Raw genomic sequence first — 25690 nt, 5'->3', positions numbered from 1 at the left:
CTTCAGAGTGTAGTTTCACGGTTCATTTTTAGAAAAACACTTCTTTTGGCATGTACAGCTACTACGATTGAAACCCAAAACAGAACTGCAGCGATGACCGGATGAGCAGCACCCGCTCCTTCAAAATTTGCTGTAAAATATTGTGCAAAGATTAAAACAAGGATGAGTACACTCATCCAACGCAAAAAAATCGGAAGCTTTCCCGTAAACGAAATGATGAGCATTAGAATCGAAACAGTTCAAAAATCCGAGCAAATACAATATGGCTTTGGCAGGAAGATGTATCCGTAAAAACGGCAATCCCTGCAATCAAGATTTGGGCCGCGACACAGATGACAAATAAACTGGCCACAAATAAAAAAAAATCTTGAACCTCTTGTCATCACTAATCTCATCTCCTTCACATATGACACTCAATCTTGTCGAGTTTTATTTGAAAAACGTTTTCCCAGTATGACGGCCGCTATACCGCCGGCTAAAGGCAATATCATTGAAAGAGCACCGATGAACATGACCGGAAACGTGTCCATTTGCCGCAAGACGATTCGCACGATGAATTCAAAAAGGATAAACCCTCCTAACAAGCCAACCACAAAAGTGAGAAACAGCATCAACGTCTTCTTCATTCCTATGTCTCTTTCTTTTCTCAATAGATCTGCATGCGATCGTTCATGTAATGATCATATAAGACGAATATTGTGAACTTATGACGAAGAGATACGGTACCTGTGAATTTTAAAATAATATTCTGCACCGAGGTACTCGAGAAGGCAAAAGAGTCCAAATTGTTCATTGCGGTCTGGATTGGATGCTCATTGAGAAGAACGGCATTAAAGTGTGCTGGGAATTTCGTCAAACGAGCCGCGTTGGTTTATTATGCCTTGTTTTTTCTTCGATTCGTAAAACTCTGACAATCATAAAAAGAGCAGCCGATCATTTGCCAGCTGCCCTTCAGTGCTTATTCAACTAACGTTTCCGTAAGCAAATCCAAGATAATAATGTTATTTCAATATAGATCTAGTCACAGTATATAGTGTGCTCTGGTATGCCAGGTAACACCATAACTGAAACAGCCATCTCCGCCCCATTGGACGGAAATGGCCGTTATTACGGTCGCGGGGCGCCTTTGCCATCAGCTCGCCTTTGCGAGTTTCGCGCTTCGAATCGATGATGAAGCATATACGACAAGCGCTGTCCAGATGAGCCCAAAGCCGACGAGCAGAATCGGAGAAACCGACTCCTTGAACACGAAGACGCTCAGCAACAGCATGATCGTCGGCCCGATGTATTGTACGAAGCCGAGCGTGGACAGCGTCATCCGGGCAGCCGCCCGGGCAAAGAAGAGCAGCGGCAGCGCCGTAACAACGCCGGAAAGAAGCAGTTCGATGAACATGGACGGAGGCAGCGTCCATGCCGTTGTCTTTCCTACGGCAGCCAGATAGATCCAATAGCCGAGCGCGACAGGCAGGACGACAGCCGTCTCAGACAACAAGCCTACAGAAGCGTCTTGCCCGATCTTCTTCTTCGCAAGACCATACAAGCCAAACGTTACGGCCAGCGAGATCGCAACCCACGGAAACCGCCCGTAGTCGATAGCGATGAGGAGCACTGCGGCACCCGCGATGGCAATCGCGAGCCATTGGCCGCGGCTTGGCTTCTCGCGAAGGAACACCACCGCAAGCAGTACATTCAGCAACGGGTTCAAATAATAGCCGAGACTTGTCTCTACAACATGGCCGTTGTTGACCGCCCAGATGAAGATCAGCCAATTCGCAGCGATCAACAGTCCGCTGGCAGAGAGCGACAGCAGCAGCGATCGGCTAGCTGCAATCTTCCTGAGTTCACCCCAACGGCGCTGGAGCGCGACGAGAATACCCATGAAGACGAACGACCAGACGACCCGATGTGATAGAATTTCACCTGCCGGCACATCATCAAATAACTTCCAATATAGCGGGAGAATACCCCACATAATATACGCAATAATAGCGTTGACCAATCCATTATTCATGATTACGTCCCCTCTTCTCTCTCCGATGTCTGAAACGGATTATACGCCTCGATCCTCGTGTAAGTAAAGTAAATAATCTGGATGTGCTTACTTAAAAGATTAAAAGAAAAAAGACCGCAATATGCGGCTTTTAAAGTCCATAGGTTGTAAACGTTCCAAATGGGTATGGTTTGTTACGAATTAACAATATAATCCTAGCCGAACTCCGATTTAGATTCACAATATATCCTCATCCGCCAGTTCTTTGTCTAGAGATCCCATTTTTTGTAATAACATAACCTGCCGGCAAGCAAGTTGTATCCGGATGATTTTTACAACGTGAAAAAAGCTCTTTAACATCTCGCTGGAAATCACCACGCGGACTCTTGGGTTCTCTTATTCCCCATTTCGACATGCATTCCAATATCAAACCTTGAGTCTCCGGATATTTCCTTATACTGCTATGGAACTCTTCCGTAGGCAGATCATTGATAAAATAATCCGATAACAACAGCTCTACCACTTCCGCTGGCAACGAAACGTTTAAGGAAATTAGTGAATTAAACATTGCTGCTGCCCGGTACTGCACATACCGTTCCGATTCTAGTTACCTGGCTTAACTGTTCTTGAGTCAATCGACACTCCTTGAATCATAATTTCTTCAAACTCCCTTAATAACCCATCGCCTTCCGACATCTGCTCAATAACTTTTAGTTTATGAGAAATCATCATAGCACCGCCATTGGTTAAAACGTTATTTTGTGCCTTGACCCAAATGTACGAACAAAGTAGTGACCTGTGCGCGGAAATTATCCTTTTTGTTTATCTTGATAATGACATGGATGAAAGGAAAAAAATAGATCCATCCCGGAGACATTTTCTGCATTAGGTGGTCCTTACACTTTTCAATTTCATGATTGTTAATGCATCGACTAATAAGACAGGTGCGGTTAAAACACAAAAAAATCGCAGCTATGCGGCTTTAAGCGTAGATATTCCCGCCATCGTTCAGATTTTCAGTGAGCAAGAAAGCAATTGTCTGAATCAATACTATACATTATGATGGTGTTATCTTGACAAGGAGGAAAGTCGTGCTAAGTTCGATAAACTTATTCAGAAAACGGAATACCTGCGCTGTATTTTTGCTTTGTTTGTTGATCACAATCTCGTGCTTCTGAATACCGTCATATTATTCGACCTATTAGGCAACCTTACGGCCTCTTATGAATACGGATTCGGATTGATGATCGCTCTTGTCCCTATTACTTGGTTGTACTCCCTCTTATGTATCTCGAGCATCGTACTCTTTGCGCTCTATCTATCCATAAAAAAACCTTGGTTCATCTTAATCGGGACCCTGCTGCATTTCGTGTTTACCTTACTGTATCATTTGGTTGTTGAATCAATGACATTCTCACGCTCCTTTACCTGGGGATATCTCGTGATCGTCATTGAATTCGCTGTTTATTTTTATTTCATTCGGAGAAGCCCAGAAAGATCGTCTTGATAATAGCCAGAACCTCCTGAATCACAATTAGGAGACAATTTGATACTCTAAAAAGCCTCTCCCTCCAGTTATAGATGGTTGTACTTCCATCTCACCGAAGGAGAGGTTTCTTTTTGGTTTGCTTTCTCGACTAGCAACGGGAACATGTATACTGGTAGACGTTATGACTGACGCTGCAGAGGAGGAATTTGCTACTTCCGTGTATAACATGCAGGTACCCTCTCCTCCGCTTGGGGCTGTGGCCAGGATAGATTCACGTCCGCCAAAGCTTCCAAAACCTCTTTGGTTAAGTTCAAATTATATGCATTATTCGCATCGATCATAATCTTGCCTGCGGGACCTGCCACTTCGTCGGATACCTGAACATGCCCTGCACCGAAGTACCCACCAAAAACTCGAATCGTATCGCCCGGGTTCTGTATATTATAGGAGCGCATCCAACATAGAGCATCGAGAACCTCTTCTGTCTGTAAAGGGCCCCAAGTTGCAGCAAGCAAAGCTTGTGGGTCGCCCTTGCCTGTACGCGCAAGTACTCATTAAGCTGCATCCCTATAGTCCAGTCCGTCTCCAGAAAGAGCGTACGGAATCCCAGGTGTTCAACAAGGAATCTCGTAAGTCGGTCCTTAATGAGATATATCTGGTGAGCGCTTCGGGCACCGCGAGTCGACTCTCCAACCCCGATGATAGTAGTGCGGCGAAAGATATTGGCTAAGGGCTCAAAATCAGTGAAAGAAGCCTGGGGATTGTGGCGTTCACTGATTGCTTTATTTGCTTGGTGCAACACCTTTTATCAGTAATTCCGTCCATTGGGCGGTATAAGGGAGAATCCTCTTGTAAATATGGGGGCTGGAGATCCCTTCAACCAGAGCCTGAAAATAAATCAGAAGAAATTCATCCGAATATTTGAGATCAACCTTACCTTCTTTACGCCCGCGGTGAAATAAATCCAACATGAGGCTGTAGCTTTCCTGGACGTACTGCTGCATCATCAGTGATAATCCGTCATCTCCTTTCTTCGTAAAATAATCCATTAAATCGAAATAAAATTGCTTGTTGATCTTCTCCAGAAATTGAATTTTGATCTGACTCATGGCAATGATCGTTTCTTCGAAAGGTTTATTTTCGGCCATGAGCTCCCGGGCCGATTCTCCCATTTGAGTTAAAAAATACTTAAACACCTCCTGGATCAGGTTTTCTTTACTCCCAAAATACTTAAATATCGTCGTTTTACCGACATTGGCATGTCTCGCGATCTCATCTACCGTTACATTTTCGATGCCCGCATCGGTATTCATCAAGTTAAACGTTGCTTCTAGAACTTGATTTTTCTTCGCTTGGGTCCGCTTTTCAAAACCATTCATTCCTTATTCCTGCTTTCTAACGATTATGATTAAAAATGAATATGGAGGATTTAGTTCGTATTTTTCCTTCCTATTAATTATATATCGAAATTACGAATTATAAAACAAATAAGAGTTCTAAACTTATGTTTTTTTGCATTGACTATGCCATTAAACGGGTGTATAACTGAAGTTGTAAATGAACTTTGGTTTAAAACAAAGCGAATTCAACGATTATAAGAACTAAATATCAATAATTAGTTCATTATTTGTTGAGGTGAAGCTTTGCTTTAGACTGGAAAGCACGTTACTAAAACTGGTCAAGAAGGAGTTTTAGTGCTATGACAAACATTGTAAAAGTTCAAGGCTTGCAAAAAAGCTTCGGGAAATTCAAAGCGTTGCATGACGTGTCATTTACGGTAAATGCCGGGGAAGTTGCCGGATTTATCGGGCCGAACGGTGCGGGAAAATCCACCACGATTCGTACGCTGCTCGGGATCATCCAGCGGGATGCCGGGGATGCGACGATCTTTGGCAAGGATGTATGGAAGGACAGTCTTGAGATTCATAAACGAATTTCTTATGTTCCTGGGGACGTGGCGCTCTGGGGCAGCTTAACAGGCGGCGAAATCATTGATTTGTTTATGAAATTGCATGGCGGCGGAGACAAAACGAAACGCGACTATTTAATTAAACGGTTCGAGTTGGATCCGAAGAAGAAAGCCAAGGGCTATTCCAAAGGAAATCGGCAAAAAGTCGGCTTGATCGCGGCTTTATCCGTTGATTCCGATTTGTATATTTTCGACGAACCGACTTCCGGCCTGGATCCGTTGATGGAATCCGTCTTCCAGGATGAGGTCGAAAAAATCAAGCTTGCGGGAAAAGCAATCTTACTGTCCTCTCATATTTTGAGCGAAGTGGAACGGCTGGCCGATAAAGTAGTTATCATTCGCCAGGGCAAAGTGGTTGAAACCGGAACATTGGATGAGCTGCGTCACTTAACCCGTTCGACAGTAACTATGGTAACGCAAGGCGATGTGGCTAAGATGGCATCCGTTAACGGTGTCCATGATTTCAAGCAATCCGGCAATCAAGCGACATTCTCGGCGGATAACGAATGTATCAATGATATTTTGTCCGAAGCGGCAAAGTTGGGCGTCAAGAAATTTGAATCCGTGCCGCCTACGCTGGAAGACTTATTCATGCGTCATTATGAAGTCTAAAGCGGAAACGGAGGAGACTGGGATGCAAGAAAAATTTGCGCGTTCGCGTGTACTTTTCGTCCAATATCTGAAACGTGATTGGAAAAAAATCATCATTTGGATTTTAGGTTTAGGCTTGTTTTCAGCCGGATTTGTTCCGGCTTTTGAAGAAATCGGCAAAGGGCAAGGTTTGCAGGGAATGTATGAAACCATGCAAAATCCTGCCATGATTTCCATGGTTGGTCCGACACCGGTTGAGACCGCGGCGGATTATACTTTAGGCGCGATGTATGCGCACGAAATGCTGTTATTCTGCGGTTTGTTTGCGATGATTATCGCTGCTTTGCATGTGGTAAGCCATACCCGCAAAGAAGAAGATCTAGGGCTTACTGAACTCGTACGCTCTTTTCAAGTAGGTCGTCAAGCCAATTCGCTTGCGGTGATTGCCGAAGTCGTCTTGATCAATTTTCTATTGGCGCTCGTGATTGGAGGAGTCATGACCAGCTATGGCGCAGATACGATTTCGGCCGATGGAGCCTTTTTGTTTGGCGCATCCATCGGGATGGCCGGGATCCTGGGAGCCGTGATTGCCTTAGTCATGGCGCAAATTATGCCAACTTCATCCGGAGCAACCGGTTCATCGCTTGGAATTGTAGGTTTGCTTTATATTCTTCGTGCTGGTACGGATGTGTCGAATGTTGATTTCTCCATGATCAATCCGATGGGTTGGACTTATCTAGCCTATCCATTTACAAAGAACAATTGGATTCCCCTGATTGTGGCGATCGTCTTCAGCGTCATTGTCGTGATCATCGCTTTTGCCCTTGAAGGCGGTCGAGACATGGGGGCCGGTTATTTGTCCGAACGAGAAGGACGAGAATCGGCAAAAAAATCATTGCTGTCCGTACCCGGCCTGTTTACCAAGCTGAACAAAGGCGTAATGATCAGCTGGTTGATTGCTTTCGTCATTATGGGAGCAGCTTATGGTTCGATTTATGGAGATATGCAGGCTTTCCTCGAGAGCAATGAAGTCATGAGTCAAATGTTTACCATATCCGGCGTTTCCATCGAGGAATCCTTCACCGGGACCATAATGATGGTCTTGATCGGAATGGTTTCCATTTTGCCGATTGCGATCGTGAACAAACTGTTCTCGGAAGAAACCCGGCTGCATTTAAGTCAGCTTTATGCAACCAAAGTGACGAGAGCTCAGCTCTATTGGACGAGTGTCATTTTGGCCATCGCTGCTGGGATCGTGGGCATTTTGCTCGCTTCCGGCGGTCTTGGAGCGACGGCCATTTCTGCCATGGGTGACCGCTCGTCCATCAATATGCGGGATTTTTTCGTGGCGGGTTATAATTTCTTCCCTTCCGTGTTATTCTTTACGGGGCTCGCCGCATTGGCTTTAGGCTGGGCCCCAAGACTAGGGAAAGCCGTATATGGGTACCTTGGCTATTCTTTTGCATTAAACTACTTCGGCGGCATTTTGGATTTGCCGGAATGGTTCGCTAAGACAGCCGTCCAGAGCTGGATTCCGCGGATGCCTGTAGATCCGTTTGATGCCGCTACCTTTATTGCGATCTCGGTGATCAGTGTTGCTTTGATGGTTATGGGCTACATGGGATATCGCAAACGGGATATGGTGGAAGGAGCTTAGCAGAGAAGTGAATTCGTAATATGTCTTGACATAAAATGGAGCAGAAAACGGGCTGAACTATGTGATTTCGGCCCGTTATTTTTTGTGATTTATGGCGTTTATCCGAAGAGCAAACCGATATTGCCAAACTGCTCGCCCGCCATCATTCGCTGAAACGCGCTCCGTGTCTCATCTATCGCGTACATCCGGTCGATCAGCGGATGAATCCTGTGCTTCTCCATGAACTGAAGCATCTCAGCAAACTCCTCCCGGCTCCCCATCGATGTACCGATCCAGGACAGCTGAGGAAAAAACAAAGCCCTAAGCGGAACATCTACCGTATCGCCGGAGCTGGCCCCAAAACTGATAATCCGCCCATTGGGCTTAATCACCTTTAAGTATTGGGAAAAGGTTGCCGGACCGATGCTATCTAGGATCACGTCCACCTTCTCCCCTTCCAGCTCTTCGTTCCAATCCCCGTCGCTTGAAAAAGCCCTATGTAAAGAATACCTCCGAGCTTCAACAAGCTTGGCTTCACTGCGGGATGTAACGCTCACGACAGCCCCCGCAGCTTGGGCCATGAGCATCGCATAGGTTGCAACCCCGCCTCCTATGCCCGGAATGAGCACATGCTCGCCTGCCTTGATTTGGGCCCTTGTAAACAGCGCACGGTAGGCTGTTAGAGCAGACAAAGGAAGTACTCCCGCTTCCTCCCAACTCAGATATAATGGCTTTCTGAAGGCATTGCCCGCCGGGATCACTACCGTCTCGGCAAAGGTGCCGTCCATCGGACCGCCCAAAATCTCAGGTACTACAGGGACCTCTTCTGTGCGCTCCCAGCCGATCGTCGGATGGATGATGACCTCGTTGCCAACCATGTGATCGCTAACGCCCTTACCCACTTCCTCAATGATCCCTGCCCCGTCTGAACCCAGAATGAGCGGCCTATCCGTTGCCTGCCGTCCCTCCATCAAAAATAGATCACGGTGATTGAGTCCGGCCGCCTTTAAGCGGACTCTAACTTCACCTAAACCCGGTTGTTTTATTTTCACATCGCTGATTCGAAGCCCGCCCAGACCGCTCGGGCCGTGATGAATAACTGCTTTCATATGAATTCCTCTCCTTCTTCCGGCCTGTTGGCCGTCCTGGATTCATTGTAAGTTTCACTCCGATGCATGTAAAATGGTTAGTAATGAATGTGACATTCAGTAGAAATGAAGCCAGGATGGTGAAGGCGTATGGAAAGTGGAGATTTACGTATATTCTACGCAGTGGCGGAGGAAGGCAGCATCACGCGAGCGGCCCAGCGCCTTCAGTATGTTCCCTCTAACGTCACGGGCCGGATCCGCCAGCTGGAAGAAGGCCTGCGAACATCACTATTTGTCCGAAGCAACCGGGGGATGGAATTGACTCCAGCCGGTAAGATTTTGCTTGGATATGCGCGTGAAATTTTAAATTTGCTGGGTGAAGCGGAGAAATCCGTTCAGGCTGAGGATAAGCCGCGGGGACAGCTGCGAATCGGAGCGATTGAATCCACCGCCGCAGCTTATCTTCCGGAACGCCTCGCCGATTATTATGCTCGATACCCTGAGGTCAATCTGTCCCTGAACACGGGTAATTCCAGCGTACTTATGCAGCAAGTAGTTAACCGTGAAATTGACGGGGCTTTCGTGTACGGCCCTGTAACGCATCCTCAGCTGAAGCAGATCCCTTACTATCAAGAAGAACTGGTGCTGCTCACCGAAGTTGGGGCCGAAAGTCTGCAGGAGCAATTGCACAAGCCAATGCTGATCTTATCGACGGGCTGTACTCACCGGTCCAGAGTGGAGCGCCTTCTGGCAGAAGCCGGAGTCCAACATCCGCGTATCATCGAGTTCGGTTCGCTCGAAGCTGTCATCGGAGGGGTTGCTTCGGGACTCGGTGTAGCTCTCCTTCCGAGGTCCAATGCCGCAATGCTTTCCAAGGAGATCAACATGAAAGCCATGACGCTTCCGAAGTCCTATCGTGAGCTTGTGGTGCATTTTATTTATCACAGGGACGTCCCAGTGAGCAGCGCGCTTCGAGCATTTTTAGAGCTAAATCATCAATAGTGATTTAATCTTCACCTGCTATTTTCTTTTAGAAGGTATTGATTTGTTGTTATCGAACACATAAAAAAGCTCCTGTTTCGCTACAGGAGCATAAATCTTCTCTTAAAGTAAGTCGTTTTTTTCCATGGTCATTACATCAATAAACTTACCAGCCGTGACACCCTGCTTCTCAAAAACGCCAGCTTCCCAATATTCTGTTGTGCGTATAAAACCCAGCCCTTTCCGTTAAACGAAAAAAGTGTTTAGTAATATCTAAGGCTTGATTGCCTTGATTACGGCTGATACGATGTAATCCTCGATATTGGATCCTTGAACCCAATCCTTAATAAAATCTTTGGACTCATCCTTCGGTTCGACGGAGATATCGGTAAATCCGCTTTGTTGAAGCATTGTCTCAATTTCGCTAATTGAAGATGCTCCTGATATGCAACCTGAATAAAGTTCATCTAAGTCGCTTTTTATTTCTGAAGGAAGCTCTGCTGTTGTCACAATATCGGAAATCGCCAGCCTGCCGCCGCTTTTTAGAACACGAAACGAATCATTAAACACCTGCTGCTTATCAGGCGAAAGGTTGATAACACAGTTTGAGATGATGACGTCCACCGTGTTATCAGCGACAGGAAGATGCTCAATTTCTCCCAAACGAAAATCTGTATTCGAATACTCCCCTCTAATAGCATTGTTACGTGCACGGCTAACCATTTCAGGTGTCATGTCAACGCCGATCACTTTACCGGTCTCCCCCACCTGGCGGGACGCTAAGAAACAGTCAAAACCCCCGCCGCTGCCTAAGTCGAGTACGACTTCACCAGGCTTTAATGACGCAACAGCTTGGGGATTGCCGCACCCCAAACCAAGATTTGCACCTTCAGGCACCGCGCTTAGTTCATCATTCGAATATCCAAGCTTACTTGAGATCGAATTGAAGTCGGAAGGTGTACTGCAGCAGCTGGTTGTTTGTATGTCGGTTTGACAACACGAACTAGCATTACCTTCTTGAATAGCCACTTGTTTATAACGGTTACGTACATTTTGGCGAATTTGATCGTTCGTTACTTGATTCATTCGATCATCTCCTTCGAGTAGTTTTTATAAGATCAGCAACAGCTAGGCGTACAACAGGCTATTGAATTCGCAGGTTGCCGTCTCCAAAGAAGTTGGTTCAACACCCCCTCTTTTGGCTTTTTCCATTTCCAGGCTTCCCTACTGGCTCGCTCAACTTCGAGCTGCTGCTGCTTCAAAAGATATTCTTCGTCCCACCAATTTAAATACATAGGTAAGATCCTCCCTATAAATGATTTCTTATTTTCAAATAACGCATTAGCTTGCTTACAACGTATTTTTCGTCCGGCCCCACCCCCCTTAATGTTGCGGAAGCGAAGGAACGCTGTCCTTCCAAACCGACATAATAAAGTCCTGGAGCGGTAAGGCTTATTCCTGCTGTCTGTATCGGTTTTCCCTCAGTGCCAAGAGCCCCTATGGGAAAATACTGAATCACCTCATTTTGTGACGGATAGTGGGTTGCAGCTCCAGATATCCTCATACCTGGCAATGAGGACAACCTTACTGGCGAAAACAGCTTTAAACTATCGTAATAATGCGGCCAAGAACCAGCTGCATGCTCGCCTGCTTTCAAGATCAAAAACTTGAGCCCGTTTTGCTTCAAGTAATACCCGGAAGCCATACCGGCCTGCCCGCCTCCGATAACAATTGATGCTAAAACGGATGCCATTTTAAAGCCCCCCTTCGTTCATTATTTGCATTATACAAGTATTTGAAGGTAAAAAAATTTACCCAATAATGGGTCTGCAGCAATTATCAGATTTAGCCATTGCCTCATTCATTAACTTGATGGAACGAAGGACCGTCTCTTTCTCGAATTCGGTCATAAATGAGAATATTTCATCAAGATAAGCATTCATCTGTTGGTCGATCGTTGTAGCTACGTACTTCCCTTCAACCGTTAAGGAGAGGGTCGATACCCGGCGATCGGCAGGATCAGGTGTCTTTTTAATTAAATTCATTTTGATTAGAGACTGTACTTGTCTGCTGAATGTTGTAATATCGGTCCCCAATGTTTCTGCGATTTGCTGGATCGAAGGATTATGCTGACGGTCGACTTCGAACAAAATATGGCTTTGGACAGGAGTGATGTCATTACCACCCACAGTGCAGCAATTTTTGTTCAATAAGCCGAAACGGCGTGTCATAATCTGAAATAGTTCGCGAGTGCTTTCCATTGTTCTGTTCACCTCTTGATTCATTTATACACGAAACATTTGCAATATGCAAATGTTATTTGGGTAAGAAATCAAAGACTTATCTTTCATTTGATTTTCTACCGGAATCCGAATATTATATAACCGTTTACTTATGTGAGAAATGGTTGATCAGATAAGGAGGTGTTGGTTTGGAGCAAATCTACGAAATGGCTGATAAGTTGAAGCTGCTAAGCGATGGTACCCGTCTCACCATTTTGTCCTTGTTGAGGGACCGGGAATTTTGCGTATGCGAACTCGTTGATATCCTGGAGATTTCTCAACCCGGCGTAAGTCAGCATTTAAGAAAATTAAAATCCCAGGGCCTAGTAAAAGAAGATAAACGCGGTCAGTGGGTATATTATTCCTTGAGTGTAGATGTTCCACCATACATTAGGTCGGTGCTCGAGTATACGCCTAATTCTAAGACCATTCTAACTGCGCTTAACAAAAAAGAAATAACTTCGGTTTGCGAATGAGGCTTTTGCAGCATTCTGAAGTTTTTTCTTGTTGTTTATATAAGTATATGGTTATATAATGATTTCCGTCGTTCATCGATGACACAGACTTTGAAGCAAACGGAGGACGAGATGGCAACTGTTGTATTAGCTAGTATTATTTTTTTGATTACCTTAACCTTGGTTATCTGGCAGCCCAGAAATTTATCCATCGGATGGTCAGCCTGCGGCGGTGCTGTGCTGGCGTTACTTGCCGGGGTAGTTAGTGTCCATGACGTCTGGGATGTTACCCAAATGGTCTGGAATGCCACGTTAGCTTTCGTTGCGATCATCATCATCTCTCTAATCTTAGATAGGATTGGATTCTTTGAGTGGGCTGCCCTACATATGGCAAGAGCTGCTCGTGAAAACGGCATCCGCATGTTTGTATACGTCAGCATTCTGGGTGCTGTTGTCGCTGCCTTTTTTGCGAATGACGGAGCAGCCCTCATTTTGACACCGATCGTATTGGCCATGGTAAGGGCGCTTAACTTTGATGAAAAAAAGGTATTCCCTTTCATTATCGCGAGTGGGTTTATCGCGGACACCACTTCACTTCCGCTCGTCGTGAGCAACTTGGTCAATATCGTATCCGCTGATTTCTTTGGAATCGGGTTCGGGGAATACGCTGGCCGAATGATCATTCCGAATTTATTTTCACTGATCGCCAGCATCTTGGTCCTGTATTTCTTCTTCCGTAAAAGTATTCCGCGGCAGTTTGAAGCCACCCGCTTGAAGGAGCCTGCCGATGCCATCAAGGATCCCTTCATGTTCCGGATGTCTTGGTATGTTCTAATCGTTCTTTTAATTGGGTACTTTATCAGCGAGTTTCTGAATATCCCTGTATCCCTTATAGCTGGTGTCATCGCTCTTATGTTCCTATTACTTGCCCAGCGCAGTCGGGTGGTCCCAACGAAAGAAGTCCTCATAGGAGCCCCTTGGGCAATTGTCTTTTTCTCTATCGGCATGTATGTCGTGGTGTATGGTCTCCGAAATGCGGGACTTACCGATTTGCTCGCAATAGCTATACAAACCGTTGCTGACCAAGGATTATTTGTGGCGACAATGGGTATGGGGTTCATTGCCGCTCTTCTGTCATCGGTCATGAACAATTTGCCTACCGTCATGATTGATGCGCTAGCCATTGATGCTACCCAGACGTCTGGAACGATTCGGGAAGCATTAATTTATGCTAACGTGATCGGCTCTGATTTGGGGCCTAAAATCACGCCGGTTGGTTCATTGGCAACATTGCTATGGCTTCATGTGCTTTCTACCAAAGGGGTCAAAATTTCTTGGGGAACTTACTTTAAGACCGGGATTATTCTCACGGTCCCAACGCTGTTTATAACCTTGCTTGGGCTCTATTTGTGGTTAGCAGTTTTGTAGTTTTTATATAAAAGGAGACGATGATTCGTGGAGAAGAAAACCATATACTTTCTCTGCACCGGCAACTCATGCCGCAGTCAGATGGCTGAAGGTTGGGCTAAACAGCATCTAGGGAGCAGCTGGAATGTATACAGTGCTGGTATCGAAGCTCACGGGCTGAATCCCAATGCTGTTCGAGCCATGAATGAGGTAGGGATCGACATTTCCCACCAAACCTCCGATGTGGTTGATCCGGAAATTCTTAACCAAGCGGATATGGTTGTAACGCTATGCGGGGATGCTACCCCGCCGACAGTAAAAAGAGTTCATTGGGGATTTGATGATCCTGCGAAAGCTCAGGGCACGGATGAAGAAAAGTGGGCTGTGTTCCAAAAGGTTCGGGATGAGATTGGGGATCGAATACTTAAGTTTGGCGTCTCAGGCGAATAGACAAGTCTCCTTCCCTGCTCGCTAGCTCAATAAAGGCAGCCGATATCGTTAACGGCTGCCTTCTTGTTTTATTGAATGGTTGTAGATTATTTTGAATCACTTTATTTTGTAGAAACTAACGACTTTCGATTTACTCTTATTGATTGGTTCTCGTTAAGCTGGAGGAATGCTCTGTGGATTGTTAAATACATTTTTCGGGTCATATTTTGCTTTTATTCTTCTCAATCTTGGATAGTTCTTTCCATAATAGACCGGCCCGGAACTCTTAATGCCCTGGTCTGGAACGTTAATATAGGAGCCTACGATATAAGGCTGCAGCTTCTTTCGGGTGTTTCGGGTCAAAGCGATATTTCTAGCTGCATGAGATGGATTCACCCAAGAGCTGTTCCATTCGACGTAGAACTTAGCTTTGCGCCAGTAGAATGCGGTGGCTCTAGGTGCGATCCGACTTACGGCGCCGCCCCAATTCAGGAAAAAGAACCCGGCTGGCGTTCCTCCCTCTGCTTTTTCCAGAAACTCACGCATGGCTTTATAGGCTTTCTCTGGAAATGGACGTCTGCCAAAGCCGCTTGAGAATTGGTTACTGAATCTTTGTGTAAGAACCGGATCGGGGGCAAGCATAAATTTAGTGGCTTCCCTGTATGGCAGATAACGAATGATTTTTTGCGTCGGGGTACCAACGCTTAGAATCGGTTCGAGTTGGATAAGCGCCTCGCGTTTTGATCCTAGGTAGATCCCCAGCATACTGACATTTCCGCCTTTTTTGGGACCGACGCTTAATTCACTTCCGAGCTTGGTGCTGGCGTTCGGAGCCCAAACCTGCCATTTCTTCACGATTTTTTCAAACTGCTCCCATGGCCAGGTGATTCGAAATACTGTGGCTTTGTTTGGAGCACGCAGCACCTTGAATTTGTATTTGGTATAAACGCCGAAGTTCCCGCCGCCTCCCCCACGGGATGCCCATAGAAGGTCGGAATTTTGTTTTTTGTTTGCTCGAATGATTCTCCCCTTAGCGTCTACCATTTCGAGTTCGATTAAATTATCGCTGATGAGACCGGTCGTTCTTTGTAGCGGCCCGATTCCACCACCAGGCGTAATGCCGCCGATCCCTACCGTTGGGCTGTCGCCAAATGGGGCCATATAACCCTGCCGAGCCAACGTATCGACGATTCGGCCAACCTGATTCCCGGTCTCTACTACTGCTGTGCTGCTCTTTTTGTTCAGACGAATTTCTTCATTTCGCTGACGTCAATGACGATTCCTCCATTGACCTGCGAGAGATTGCCTTCCAAGGCGTGCCTTCCGCTTCGCGGGCGCAAGGGGACTTTATTTTTTCGAGCCCATCGAATGGCATTGGCCACATCTTGTGTTTTCTGAGCAAAAACAAAAACCTTAGGAAATCTGTCCGTATGTGGATCCCAATTTTTGCGTGCTGCTTCATACCCAGGGTCACCCCTAAAAATCACTCGCCCAGTAAGCCTCACATCTGACTTCACGGATCTGTCCATCTCCTTAGAATTAATGAGAAGAATGAATACATTTTTGACATATCGGCGGATGCCATATAATGTATGATGGAAATCTGTGACGTGTATGGGCTGGTGCCCTTAAAATTTCTTGAGGAGATTCTAAGTCAGTTTAATGACTCTACGATCGGTTTGTTGTCCCCATCTGCCCTTTAAAATGGCTTCATGACCATAAGCACCAGTATGGCAATCATCAGCAGCTGCGCTGCCGTCTCGATGGGCACGATCTTTTTGATCAGCAGTCCGAATTCGGCGGGTATCTCATTACCCTGGTCATAATTTTCAGAAATGCTCTTCTCGATCTTGTTCACACGGGGCTCGATCCATCCGTCAATCAGGACGACCGTGAGCAGCGCTAAAAGGATGGATACATTCAGCCACATTTGGGAGAACCCCGTCTTGGTTATGATCATAAGCCAAACCCCGGTTAAAATAAGGACGGTCCCGCCAATTTTGGGTATTTTGGAAAGCTTGGTTGCTATGCCGAAAGCAAAGTGCAGCTGGCCGACGGTTCTAGCAGATCTTCGAATGATGGGCAAAACGAAAGTGGGGCCCATGATAGCGATAGAAGCCAATATATGCAAAACGAGCAGGATTCCAAACAAACCCATAGTTCCCTCCTCCTTAGCGCACCGTCAAATGTTGGGTTTGATAGGCTAGACCGATCCTTTTTCCTTTAAACGGTCCTTCGAGCTCAAGATGTTCCAGCATACATGTGACCACATCGTCATAAGCCACATTCAGCTCATGAAATCGACTGAACAAGTAACCGGCAATATCCGTCTCGGAATATTCCTTGATCGTCTCTGGAACCGGAACGGGTAAGGTTTCCGTTGTTACAAGAAGAGGAACCGAATCCGGCTGCTCTCTCGACACTGTCATGGTTCCCGGACACATCATGGACCAATCGAGTCCAGTCTGTTGCAGCCTTTCGAGGTTCCGGTTATGGTTCCTGTATTCAGGTGGAAAGCCGGGTAAATTGTTGCCGATTAGATCTGTATAAGGTATATCCAGCAGGCCGGCTCCCCCCATTACCCATACCCGCCCGGAGAAACTTGGCACCGATTCACATTGGCTAATAATGTTGTCAACGATCCTATTAAATTCGTCTCCCTGCCCCGCATGGCCCGCTGCAAGAATAGCGGCGTCTTGATGCGCGAGCGCCTCACCGACGCTAGCCGGTTCCATCATATCGCCCGCGATAACCTTCACATGCTTGGCGGAATGCTCGCCTAGTTGCTCATAAAGCTTCTCCGAATTTCGCACAAAAGCGGTCATTTCATGACCCATTTTTATCCCTTGTAGCAGCACTCTCTTCCCTGTATTCCCTGTCGCTCCAAACACAACAATTTTCATTGGTTTTTCCTCCTCTTTCGTGTCCCCATTATTTGGTTAGATCAAGCTTAGCATCGCCCTTGCATGATGTTAAGAACCCACTTTAAAGTAGGGTCCTTACTAAAAAGTAAGCATGACAAAAGGACACCAACATGAACATGAAGATCAGGAGGAAATGGGAGCTCTTTTATAGGCAGATTGACGGCAATTCTACAGAATGGGGCATTTAGGATCTAAAACTCGTTAATGAATGCCACGTGCCAAGGGGGGCGAATTCAATTACTTGACTCATACGGTCGTCATTGAGTGGTGCACACTTGAATTAATGTTGTCATTTTGCGACCGCAGGAATAACAAAAGCTGCCCGGGATTCCCGTGACAGCTTTTGTTTGGGGTTATTGAAGCCATGTACAAGGTCATTGAACCACCGTTATGACGCTGAGTCTTCAATATTCCGCTTGTTATGATTTTCTCCCCAAGCACACATGACTTCTGCTACAGGGATCAATGTTTTTCCGTACTCACTGAGTGAATATTCTACTTTTGGAGGGACCGTAGGATGGACCGTTCTATCGACAATGCCTTCCCGTTCCAGATTCCGGAGATGCTGTGAGAGCATTTTTTGTGACACCTCAGGTATGAGCTTCTCCAGATCATTGAATCGCTTATTAGAGTCCATCAAATGCCATAAAATCAGGGGCTTCCATTTGCCGCCTAAAACATGAATGAGTGTCTCAATCGGACATTGACGCTGATGAATCATCGATGGATCATCCCCTTACTTTCAAGTAAGTGCATTACCTAAAATTGCCATAATTGAATTTTACGCTAGCTCTACGATCAAGTCAAACATGAAAACGAAAAAAGGGAATCAGACTTTAACGAATCCAGCCTTCACGACCGCCCTACGATCCATCGAGAATGAGATAAAGTCTTCTTAAGGATCGGATTGGGATCAAGTTATCCTAATCTTTTCCCTTCAAACTTCATCCTTAATCACATAGTTGGAATCCCCTTTAACGGATTTGGTATCCAGAGCATTTATGGCAGCTTCAATCGAAGCAATACGTCTTTCTAGTAACGTCTTTTGAGGGCTGCCTTCTTTAGCGTTTTGATACTGTTTTTTAACAGAAGGAAGAATACCGACAATAACAGTTCGGGCTTCGAAGATGTCCAACATCTCGTATGGAAACCCTGTTCCATGCCAAGCATTTTCTAGACTATCTAAAGCGATTTTCACGGCATCCCGTCGTTTCTTAATGAGGGTTATGTTTGCTTCTTTCCCAATCATGTTGTTATAAGCATTTTCGAGTTTCTTTAAAGTTGACTGCATCGATTGGATCAGCAATCGTTGGCGTTCTGGGCTATCAGCTTTCATTGTAGAACCTCACTCTGTATTTATTTGTATAACGAATGTAAGGATTTCATCGGAAAGACCTCCTATAGTACCAGAGGATGATGATCCCAGTCCCTACATGGCACCACTTCGGGCGAATTTTGAAGAACTCAGAGTTTCAATAACATCCCCCACCTTTCGTTTCCAATAACTATACAACATTCATGCAAGTGCGAAGGATAATGCGGGTGTACCATTGATTCCTCCTAAATCAATTTTAAGAAAGTTATCGTTGTGCTTTAATGTTTAGTCTTAAGCCTTAAATACACCTGTCTAGTCAGCTACGCAACTAAGTTTTTGTCAATGAGTTCTGACAAGAACCCAGTTACTTATGACAAAAAAGCCGCAAATCATGCGACTTTCTAATCGTAAAGTTCATCTATAAATCTTATCCGAGAGAACAAATGTTCTTTATCAGATATCTTAAATCTAGTTATCGATACCGCTCAACAAGATTAAGTTCGTAATAATGCTCCTATTGAAGGCAAAATCTATGTCTGACAGATGTTCAGGCGGGTATCACTCTCTTTGTGTTCTGCGGTATTCGCTCGGAGATAGACCATTGCGCTTCTTAAACGTTTTGCTGAACTGGTAGACGTCAGTGTAACCACATGCTCTCGCTATATCCGTGACGGAATCACCTGTGAATCGGAGCTGGCGGAGGGCATGCTCATTGCGAAGCTGGTCCAGGTATTCCTTGGGACTGCACCCGTAACGTGCTGCGAAGCTTCTGCGTATATAAACAGGCGAGAAACCAGTCTGCTCCGCCAATTCGGTGATGCGAAACTCGGTGGCAAATCCCGTGTCCAGTTTCTCCTTGAACCTGCGAAGAGCCGCTGTTATTCCTTCCTCACCATGGTTTCTTCCACCTGCTTCCGCCGCCTCGTGCACCTCTTGCAATAAGCGATACCAGACAGATTTTACTCGCGCCTCTCGAACGAGATCTCCAGGCACCCATTCTCTCTCCGCTTCACGGAACAGCTCTCCGATCTTTCCCATACGCTCACTCTGTAAAGGCAAAAGAAATGGCAGCCGCAGTCGTTCAATAGGCTCAGGGGCATCCCACCCATTCTCATTCTTTCTTAGCGAAGCGCAATCAAAGAGCAGCATCGTCATTCGAAGCGGGTGCGTCTCGGAGGACTTCATATGAAGAGGCAACCTGGGCCAAAGGTACACCAATGTGCCTCCTTCAACTTCTACGTCCCCCTCCTCACTGCGGAAAATTCCCTTACCGCTGTAGATGTAGTAAAAGGTATGCCCGGAAACGGTCTGCCGAATATCCTCCCAGCCTGGCAGCGCCGGCTTTGCGAGTACCCAGTGTATATGCACCACCATATTTCCCAAAGCATATTCCATTGGTTTCCCCCTTTATTATGATTTGTATCATTTATGATAAATGATTAGGATTGTTTTTGCCATTGTCCCTTACTTGCTGAAGGTGCTACACTCCGAACATACAGACCAGCAGTTATTGAGTATCTAAAGAAAAATCATTGGAGATGGTAAATATGATCCGCACGTTTCAGCAGCATCGACTTAGGGAATGCCAATTTCTCGACGGGTTATGGGATTTCGTTTTTGACAAGGATGATATTGGATTATCTGAGGATTGGCACACAAACTTTCCTTCCATGCATGATCGTATACCGGTGCCGTCCTGTTGGAATAACGAGCTCGGTAAGTTCGACTACGAAGGAGTGGCATGGTACCGGACTTGGGTAACACTTGACGAGAGCAGCCATCTGCGTCTATTGTTCCACGCCGTGATGGGTCATGCCGATGTGTACTGGGATGGTCAGCATCTGGGATACCATTATGGTGGATTTACTCCATTTGATTTCACGATCCCTAATGTCACAGCCGGGGTTCACCAACTTGTCGTCCGCACAGACAGCACGCTGGGGCGCAACACTTTGCCATACCACGTTGTAGACTGGTTTCATTACGGCGGAATCATCCGGCCCGTAGAGGTACAGCGACTGCCTGATGTCTCGATCGAGAGAATGCGTATCACCTACGAGATGACAGGAGATTCCAGTGCTGATGTCCGAATCTTGCTTAAGCTCCGCTCCATGTCGGACACTTCAGTCGAAGTGCCCCTATCCCTCTATCGGAATAATGAGATATTCTTTGCTGACAGCGCTTCCCTACCTGCCAAAGGCAGCATGGAACTAGTCGTGGAACAAACCTGGACGGACCTCCAGCGGTGGGAACCGGAGGATCCTGTTCTCTACATGATCAGATCCGTAGCCGGGCATGACGACCATACAGACCGCATCGGGTTCCGCACCGTGGAGACCCGGAACAAGAAGATTCTGCTAAACGGCAAGGAGCTTTATCTGCAGGGAGTTAACCGTCACGAGGAACACCCTGAATGGGGCTTCGCTTTCCCCAACAAATTGATGACCAAGGAGCTTGATATTATCCAGCAGATGGGATGCAACACTGTACGGGGGTCACATTACCCTCAAAGTGAATACTGGCTTGATCTGCTGGATGAGCGTGGCGTGCTCTTCTGGAGCGAAATTCCGATTTGGGGGGCCGCATTTCCTGCTGCGGAGACGGGCGACCCGCTATTCGTTGAACGCGCGATGACCATGATGGATGAGATGATTGAGCGAGATCTTCACCATCCCTCCATCCTGTTCTGGTCTGTCCATAACGAGATTGATACGCGCTCCACGCAGGCCTATGAATTGTCTATCAAGATGACAGAACTCGTTAGGAGTAAAGATCCGTCAAGACTGGTGGCTTATGCCACGATGCATCCCATGAAAGACATCTGCCTCGGACTATTTGACGTTATCGGAATTAACTATTATGGCGGATGGTATTTCGGACATGTCGAGTTCGAAGAAATGCTTGAAGTCTTTCATGCGCGCTGCAAGGAATATGGAGCAGAGAGCACTCCGGTGCTTATGACCGAATTTGGTGGAGCAGGCGTATTCGGTGATTCCGGCTGGGAACCCCGTCTGTTCAGCGAGGACTACCAGGCTGATATCCTCAGCAAGTCCCTGAAGCTCTTCCGGTCCGATCCGAAGATTAGCGGCACCTACGTCTGGCAGTTTGCAGATACAAGGGCCCAGCTGCAGAGTCATCTTCCCCACTTCAGGGATCGGGCACGATCCTTCAATAACAAAGGGCTGCTCAACGAATACCGGAAACCCAAGCTTGCCTATCGCGTCGTCAAGGGCATTTATACCGGCCAAAACGATCCATACGACTGGGGTTCCACGCTGAAATGATCCGTGAGGGCATCCCGGGTGGGATGCTCCTGCAGATCAGATGATAAACCGTCATTCCAAATGAATGAACATAACTTTTGGAGAAGGGGCGATTTGTTCATGCACACACGAAAGATAAGCAGGTATGCAATTGTCTTAATGATCTTGGGACTGTTTACAACTACGCTGGCTGCGTGCAGTGGGAAAGGATCGGAGGTGGCGGAACCCACGGGATCAAAACAGAATCAACCACTAACGAAATTAACGTATTGGGTAGAATTGTTTCCGGATGCTGCCGCCATTATGAAGAGTTATGGAGAAGTTACTTCATGGAAGGAAATTGAGGCCAGAACCGGGGTGGAAATTGAATTTCAGCATCCGGCACAAGGTCAACTCGGGGAACAATTCAACTTGATGGTAGCATCAAATAAACTGCCTGATGTTGTAGATTATGGATGGAACGCTTACCCCGGTGGAGCACAGAAAGCAATCAGAGATAAGAAACTCATTCCATTGAATGATTATTTGGATCATGCCCCCAACTTAAAAAAACTGCTGGACGATCATCCGGAATGGAGAAAAATGGCTTCTACAGACAATGGAGATCTCATTGGCTTTCCGTTCATTCGGGAGGACGTCACCCAGCAAGTGTTTTTGGGACCAGCAATTCGCAAAGACTGGCTGGATCAATTAAATTTGTCTGTACCAACGACCATTGATGAATGGTACGCCGTTTTGAAAGCGTTTAAAGAGCAAGACCCCAACGGAAATGGTGAAGCGGACGAAATTCCGATTCTCATTCCGGCAGGAGAACTAGCTTTTGCCGGTGCCTTCGGAACACCTAATGATTTCTACCGGGAGAATGATATCGTCAAATACGGACCCATTGAACCCGGTTTCAAGGAATACTTGGCCACAATGAACCAATGGTATAACGAAGGACTGCTCGACAAGGACTTCGCGACAGCGGATGCCAAGATGACAGATGCCAAAATAACAGGAAATCAGGTCGGATCGACGGTGTTATTTCTCAATGGCGGAATAGGAAAATACATGGACTTGATGGCGAAGAGCCAACCGGATTTTAAACTTGTCGGAACCCCCTATCCGACTTTGCATCCTGGCGAAAAGCCGGTGTTCGGACATATGGATAATCCCGTTACCGGCATCTTCGCAGCGATAACCGGAAGTAACAAAAACGTTGTTGAAACCGTAAAATTCCTGGATTACTTGTACAGTGAAGAAGGAAAACTCATCATGAATTTCGGAAAAGAAGGCGAAACCTACACATTAGTTGACGACCAGCCCCAGTATACGGATGCTATCTTGAATAATCCTGACGGGCTGCCGATTTCCCAAGCCTTCAGAAAGCATATTATGGGCGCTACATCAGGTCCTTTTGTGCAGGATGTACGTCATACGCAGCAGTATACGACCAAGCCGGAACAAAAAGAAGCAATGACATTGTGGTCAAATACTACACAAGAAAAAAGAATGCCTCCCGTTAGTATCTCTGTAGAAGATAGCAGCCGATATTCCTCGATTATGACTGACGTTAATACATTTAAAGACGAAATAATTCTCAAATTTATTATGGGTTCAGAGCCGCTCGAAAATTTCGATACCTATGTAGAAATGCTAAAAGGTTTAGGAATCGAGGAAGCGATCCAAATTCAACAAGCAGCTTTAGAAAGATACAACAACCGATAAGCATTACCAACAATTCTGGAAGATGGCATGGGGCAGCTTGCCGTTTTCCGGACATCCGGGAGGGAGAATTCGTGTCTGATTTAGATAGAAGCTCTATGCTTTCAGCAGTTAGAGTACCTGCTGAAAGCAAAAAGAGTATCATCAAGAGGGACTTGGTTCGTAATCGCTATATTTATTTGATGCTTGTTCCTGTTTTGATTTATTACGCCATTTTTCATTATGGTCCTATGTATGGCCTGCTCATAGCTTTTAAGGATTATGGTATAGCCGATGGGGTGTGGCAAAGTCCATGGGTGGGTTTTACCCACTTCCAGAATTTTTTTGAAAACCCTTACTTTTGGCGACTGCTTCGAAACACCTTAATGATCAGCTTTTATGAATTGTTATTTGCATTTCCTGCCCCAATTATCCTGGCTCTATTACTTAATGAGATTCGACTTATCTTCTTCAAACGCGTTGTACAGACGATTAGTTACCTCCCTCACTTTATTTCAATCGTAGTAGTAGCCGGAATGCTTGTCGACTTTGTTGCCCGTGATGGTCTGATTAATAATATCCTCGGTTTTTTTGGATATGAGCCCATCGCTTTCCTGCAAGAGCCGGGATGGTTTCGCTCTATTTATGTATCCTCCGGGATCTGGCAAGGAATCGGCTGGGGATCTATTATCTATCTCGCCGCGATGTCCTCCATTGATCCTACTCTGTATGATGCGGCTCGTATCGATGGCGCAGGTCGTTGGAAGCAAACGTTGCATATCACCATCCCAGGCATTATGCCGACCATTGTAATCTTATTTATCCTTAATATAGGATCGATGCTTGCCGTAGGAAGTGAAAAAATCATTTTGCTCTACAACCCGCTTACTTACGAAACGGCTGATGTTATTTCAACCTATGTGTATCGAAAAGGTATTCTTGGAGCAGATTTCGGGTATTCCGCTGCCGTAGGCTTGTTCAATTCAGTCATCAGCTTCATATTGCTTACACTGGCCAATACAATTAGCAAGCGGGTAAGCGAACACAGGCTGTGGTAAAAGGAGGAGCAAGAAAAATGACCACTAAACGTTCACTGGGTGAAACTGTGTTTTCTTGGTTCAATCTCTGCTTTATGGTATTGCTTTGCTTCGTTACACTCTATCCGTTTATTTATATTCTGTTTGCATCACTAAGCAATCCTACAGAAATGGCCCAGTTTCGCGGCATGCTGTTCTATCCACAAGGGTTTAGTTTCGATGCCTATAAAGCGGTACTCGAAAATCCTATGGTTACAACTGGCTACCGGAATACGCTGTTGTACGTGACAACAGGAACAGTCATCAACTTGATCATGACAACGCTCGGTGCCTATGCACTTTCCCGTCGTAATGTTTATTTCAAAAACCACATCATGCTCCTGATCGTGATCACCATGGTATTCAGTGGTGGGCTTATTCCGTCTTACCTGCTGGTTAATAATCTTGGGATGTTAAATACGCCTTGGGCCCTTCTCCTGCCAGGAGCAATCAACTCGTTCAACTTAATTATAATGCGAACGGCATTTCAAGGCATTCCGGCAAGCTTGGAGGAATCGGCACGCATCGACGGAGCGACTGACTGGGTGATCATGACCCGGATTATTATCCCCCTTTCTATGCCCGTGATTGCCGTCATGATTTTATGGTATGCCGTCGGACATTGGAATTCGTATTTTAATGCATTGATTTATTTACGTGACCGGGAGCTGTTCCCTCTGCAGCTGGTGCTCAGGGAGATTCTGATTTCCAACAGCACAGATAGTATGATGACAGGAGCAGCGACCGGCGATCGTCTGGATATCGGGATCACCATAAAGTACGCAACGATCATTGTATCAACATTGCCGATCTTGGTTCTGTATCCGTTTCTGCAAAAATATTTTGTGCACGGCGTGATGATCGGTGCGCTCAAAGAATAATGGGATAGCATGGTTTTAAGGTTGCACAATTTGCTGGAAAAACGTTCATCATGTTTGGCAATCCTTTACCGTTGATTGCATAAAAAAAAGCGTTAAAACCTATGTAAAAGGTTTTAACGCTTGCTGATTTGCATACGGGCCCCTCTCAAAGCGGTCTCTCCATTGGACTCCCTTGTATGCGAAATCAAAATAGATTAGCCCCGCTCAACATAATCTCATGAAACTCGA

23 protein-coding genes and 1 pseudogene are annotated in these 25690 nt (G+C 46.0%); 10 read left to right on the top strand and 14 right to left on the bottom strand.

What is annotated here, in order from left to right; genetic code table 11:
- Positions 1-2 precede the first annotated feature (2 nt).
- The 4 genes from MKX76_RS07680 to MKX76_RS07665 form a co-directional block, all read right to left on the bottom strand.
- Entirely contained in the window at positions 3-224 is a 222-nt protein-coding gene (locus MKX76_RS07680) for a DUF6220 domain-containing protein (protein ID WP_341033365.1), read from the bottom strand.
- Between the two features lie 189 nt (positions 225-413).
- Positions 414-626, bottom strand: a complete 213-nt coding sequence (locus MKX76_RS07675) for a hypothetical protein (protein ID WP_341033363.1) — start codon at positions 624-626, stop codon at positions 414-416.
- Positions 627-1132: 506 nt separating this feature from the next.
- Entirely contained in the window at positions 1133-2011 is an 879-nt protein-coding gene (gene rarD / locus MKX76_RS07670) for an EamA family transporter RarD (RefSeq protein ID WP_341033361.1), read from the bottom strand.
- Positions 2012-4261: 2250 nt separating this feature from the next.
- Positions 4262-4858 carry a TetR/AcrR family transcriptional regulator gene (locus tag MKX76_RS07665; RefSeq protein WP_007128035.1) on the bottom strand — a complete coding sequence of 199 codons (597 nt, stop codon included), beginning with the start codon at positions 4856-4858 and terminating at the stop codon, positions 4262-4264.
- Between the two features lie 320 nt (positions 4859-5178).
- Here MKX76_RS07665 and MKX76_RS07660 point away from each other — a divergent pair, with 320 nt between their 5' ends.
- On the top strand, positions 5179-6060 hold the full coding sequence (locus MKX76_RS07660) for an ABC transporter ATP-binding protein (protein ID WP_210094860.1): 882 nt from the start codon (positions 5179-5181) through the stop codon (positions 6058-6060).
- A gap of 22 nt (positions 6061-6082) precedes the next feature.
- Positions 6083-7696 carry an ABC transporter permease gene (locus tag MKX76_RS07655; protein WP_210094868.1) on the top strand — a complete coding sequence of 538 codons (1614 nt, stop codon included), beginning with the start codon at positions 6083-6085 and terminating at the stop codon, positions 7694-7696.
- Between the two features lie 98 nt (positions 7697-7794).
- Here MKX76_RS07655 and MKX76_RS07650 read toward each other — a convergent pair whose 3' ends face one another.
- Positions 7795-8784: a zinc-binding dehydrogenase gene (locus MKX76_RS07650; protein WP_007128038.1), complete on the bottom strand. Its 990-nt coding sequence runs from the start codon at positions 8782-8784 to the stop codon at positions 7795-7797.
- A gap of 129 nt (positions 8785-8913) precedes the next feature.
- Between MKX76_RS07650 and MKX76_RS07645 the strand changes: the two genes are divergently transcribed.
- Positions 8914-9765 (top strand): LysR family transcriptional regulator, encoded by an 852-nt coding sequence (locus tag MKX76_RS07645; RefSeq protein WP_007128039.1) that lies wholly within the window; start codon positions 8914-8916, stop codon positions 9763-9765.
- A 252-nt stretch (positions 9766-10017) separates the two neighbouring features.
- Here the strand turns inward: MKX76_RS07645 and MKX76_RS07640 are convergent, their stop codons facing one another.
- From MKX76_RS07640 to MKX76_RS07630, 3 genes are all read right to left on the bottom strand, one after another.
- Positions 10018-10830 (bottom strand): arsenite methyltransferase, encoded by an 813-nt coding sequence (locus MKX76_RS07640; protein WP_210094859.1) that lies wholly within the window; start codon positions 10828-10830, stop codon positions 10018-10020.
- A gap of 223 nt (positions 10831-11053) precedes the next feature.
- Positions 11054-11497, bottom strand: a complete 444-nt coding sequence (locus MKX76_RS07635) for an NAD(P)-binding domain-containing protein (protein ID WP_007128042.1) — start codon at positions 11495-11497, stop codon at positions 11054-11056.
- 58 nt (positions 11498-11555) lie between these two features.
- Positions 11556-12005 (bottom strand): MarR family winged helix-turn-helix transcriptional regulator, encoded by a 450-nt coding sequence (locus MKX76_RS07630; protein WP_007128043.1) that lies wholly within the window; start codon positions 12003-12005, stop codon positions 11556-11558.
- 170 nt (positions 12006-12175) lie between these two features.
- Between MKX76_RS07630 and MKX76_RS07625 the strand changes: the two genes are divergently transcribed.
- The 3 genes from MKX76_RS07625 to arsC are packed head-to-tail and all read left to right on the top strand — an operon-like array spanning position 12176 to position 14338.
- Positions 12176-12502, top strand: coding sequence for an ArsR/SmtB family transcription factor (locus MKX76_RS07625; RefSeq protein ID WP_007128044.1), 327 nt, complete (start codon positions 12176-12178; stop codon positions 12500-12502).
- Positions 12503-12514: 12 nt separating this feature from the next.
- Entirely contained in the window at positions 12515-13909 is a 1395-nt protein-coding gene (locus MKX76_RS07620) for an arsenic transporter (RefSeq protein WP_340901458.1), read from the top strand.
- Between the two features lie 27 nt (positions 13910-13936).
- Positions 13937-14338, top strand: coding sequence for an arsenate reductase (thioredoxin) (arsC, locus tag MKX76_RS07615; RefSeq protein WP_341033358.1), 402 nt, complete (start codon positions 13937-13939; stop codon positions 14336-14338).
- 153 nt (positions 14339-14491) lie between these two features.
- On the opposite strand, the pseudogene MKX76_RS07610 reads toward arsC, so the two are convergent.
- The 6 genes and pseudogenes from MKX76_RS07610 to MKX76_RS07585 all read right to left on the bottom strand — a co-directional run bounded on the left by MKX76_RS07610 (position 14492) and on the right by MKX76_RS07585 (position 19951).
- Positions 14492-15846: pseudogene (locus MKX76_RS07610) on the bottom strand (FAD-binding oxidoreductase).
- Between the two features lie 170 nt (positions 15847-16016).
- Positions 16017-16475 carry a DUF2269 family protein gene (locus MKX76_RS07605; RefSeq protein WP_341033357.1) on the bottom strand — a complete coding sequence of 153 codons (459 nt, stop codon included), beginning with the start codon at positions 16473-16475 and terminating at the stop codon, positions 16017-16019.
- A 13-nt stretch (positions 16476-16488) separates the two neighbouring features.
- A complete protein-coding gene (locus tag MKX76_RS07600) occupies positions 16489-17220 on the bottom strand; it encodes an NAD(P)-dependent oxidoreductase (protein WP_341033354.1) in 732 nt (243 codons plus the stop codon).
- A 409-nt stretch (positions 17221-17629) separates the two neighbouring features.
- The gene (locus MKX76_RS07595; RefSeq protein WP_007128050.1) at positions 17630-17962 is read right to left on the bottom strand and encodes a winged helix-turn-helix transcriptional regulator; all 333 of its coding nucleotides are present in this window, start codon (positions 17960-17962) and stop codon (positions 17630-17632) included.
- Between the two features lie 216 nt (positions 17963-18178).
- Positions 18179-18577: a hypothetical protein gene (locus MKX76_RS07590; protein WP_341033352.1), complete on the bottom strand. Its 399-nt coding sequence runs from the start codon at positions 18575-18577 to the stop codon at positions 18179-18181.
- 537 nt (positions 18578-19114) lie between these two features.
- Positions 19115-19951 carry an AraC family transcriptional regulator gene (locus tag MKX76_RS07585; protein WP_213615605.1) on the bottom strand — a complete coding sequence of 279 codons (837 nt, stop codon included), beginning with the start codon at positions 19949-19951 and terminating at the stop codon, positions 19115-19117.
- Positions 19952-20103: 152 nt separating this feature from the next.
- Between MKX76_RS07585 and MKX76_RS07580 the strand changes: the two genes are divergently transcribed.
- From MKX76_RS07580 to MKX76_RS07565, 4 genes are all read left to right on the top strand, one after another.
- A complete protein-coding gene (locus tag MKX76_RS07580; RefSeq protein ID WP_341033351.1) occupies positions 20104-21840 on the top strand; it encodes a glycoside hydrolase family 2 protein in 1737 nt (578 codons plus the stop codon).
- 99 nt (positions 21841-21939) lie between these two features.
- On the top strand, positions 21940-23529 hold the full coding sequence (locus tag MKX76_RS07575) for an extracellular solute-binding protein (protein ID WP_341033350.1): 1590 nt from the start codon (positions 21940-21942) through the stop codon (positions 23527-23529).
- Positions 23530-23624: 95 nt separating this feature from the next.
- Positions 23625-24563, top strand: a complete 939-nt coding sequence (locus MKX76_RS07570) for an ABC transporter permease (RefSeq protein WP_341035029.1) — start codon at positions 23625-23627, stop codon at positions 24561-24563.
- 17 nt (positions 24564-24580) lie between these two features.
- Positions 24581-25462: a carbohydrate ABC transporter permease gene (locus MKX76_RS07565; RefSeq protein ID WP_213615611.1), complete on the top strand. Its 882-nt coding sequence runs from the start codon at positions 24581-24583 to the stop codon at positions 25460-25462.
- Positions 25463-25690 lie beyond the last annotated feature (228 nt).

It is taken from the genome of Paenibacillus sp. FSL R5-0810 (assembly GCF_038002285.1).
Lineage (GTDB): Bacteria > Bacillota > Bacilli > Paenibacillales > Paenibacillaceae > Paenibacillus_AQ > Paenibacillus_AQ lactis.
The sequence above is the reverse complement of the archived record's forward strand: the minus strand, read 5'-3'. Positions and strand labels throughout refer to the sequence as shown.

Coding starts and splice junctions, on each gene's coding strand:
- MKX76_RS07680 (WP_341033365.1), bottom strand. CDS start 224: ATGCTCATCATTTCGTTTACGGGAAAGCTTCCGATTTTTTTGCGTTGG.
- MKX76_RS07675 (WP_341033363.1), bottom strand. CDS start 626: ATGAAGAAGACGTTGATGCTGTTTCTCACTTTTGTGGTTGGCTTGTTA.
- rarD (WP_341033361.1), bottom strand. CDS start 2,011: ATGAATAATGGATTGGTCAACGCTATTATTGCGTATATTATGTGGGGT.
- MKX76_RS07665 (WP_007128035.1), bottom strand. CDS start 4,858: ATGAATGGTTTTGAAAAGCGGACCCAAGCGAAGAAAAATCAAGTTCTA.
- MKX76_RS07660 (WP_210094860.1), top strand. CDS start 5,179: ATGACAAACATTGTAAAAGTTCAAGGCTTGCAAAAAAGCTTCGGGAAA.
- MKX76_RS07655 (WP_210094868.1), top strand. CDS start 6,083: ATGCAAGAAAAATTTGCGCGTTCGCGTGTACTTTTCGTCCAATATCTG.
- MKX76_RS07650 (WP_007128038.1), bottom strand. CDS start 8,784: ATGAAAGCAGTTATTCATCACGGCCCGAGCGGTCTGGGCGGGCTTCGA.
- MKX76_RS07645 (WP_007128039.1), top strand. CDS start 8,914: ATGGAAAGTGGAGATTTACGTATATTCTACGCAGTGGCGGAGGAAGGC.
- MKX76_RS07640 (WP_210094859.1), bottom strand. CDS start 10,830: ATGAATCAAGTAACGAACGATCAAATTCGCCAAAATGTACGTAACCGT.
- MKX76_RS07635 (WP_007128042.1), bottom strand. CDS start 11,497: ATGGCATCCGTTTTAGCATCAATTGTTATCGGAGGCGGGCAGGCCGGT.
- MKX76_RS07630 (WP_007128043.1), bottom strand. CDS start 12,005: ATGGAAAGCACTCGCGAACTATTTCAGATTATGACACGCCGTTTCGGC.
- MKX76_RS07605 (WP_341033357.1), bottom strand. CDS start 16,475: ATGGGTTTGTTTGGAATCCTGCTCGTTTTGCATATATTGGCTTCTATC.
- MKX76_RS07600 (WP_341033354.1), bottom strand. CDS start 17,220: ATGAAAATTGTTGTGTTTGGAGCGACAGGGAATACAGGGAAGAGAGTG.
- MKX76_RS07595 (WP_007128050.1), bottom strand. CDS start 17,962: ATGATTCATCAGCGTCAATGTCCGATTGAGACACTCATTCATGTTTTA.
- MKX76_RS07590 (WP_341033352.1), bottom strand. CDS start 18,577: ATGAAAGCTGATAGCCCAGAACGCCAACGATTGCTGATCCAATCGATG.
- MKX76_RS07585 (WP_213615605.1), bottom strand. CDS start 19,951: ATGGAATATGCTTTGGGAAATATGGTGGTGCATATACACTGGGTACTC.
- MKX76_RS07580 (WP_341033351.1), top strand. CDS start 20,104: ATGATCCGCACGTTTCAGCAGCATCGACTTAGGGAATGCCAATTTCTC.
- MKX76_RS07575 (WP_341033350.1), top strand. CDS start 21,940: ATGCACACACGAAAGATAAGCAGGTATGCAATTGTCTTAATGATCTTG.
- MKX76_RS07570 (WP_341035029.1), top strand. CDS start 23,625: ATGCTTTCAGCAGTTAGAGTACCTGCTGAAAGCAAAAAGAGTATCATC.
- MKX76_RS07565 (WP_213615611.1), top strand. CDS start 24,581: ATGACCACTAAACGTTCACTGGGTGAAACTGTGTTTTCTTGGTTCAAT.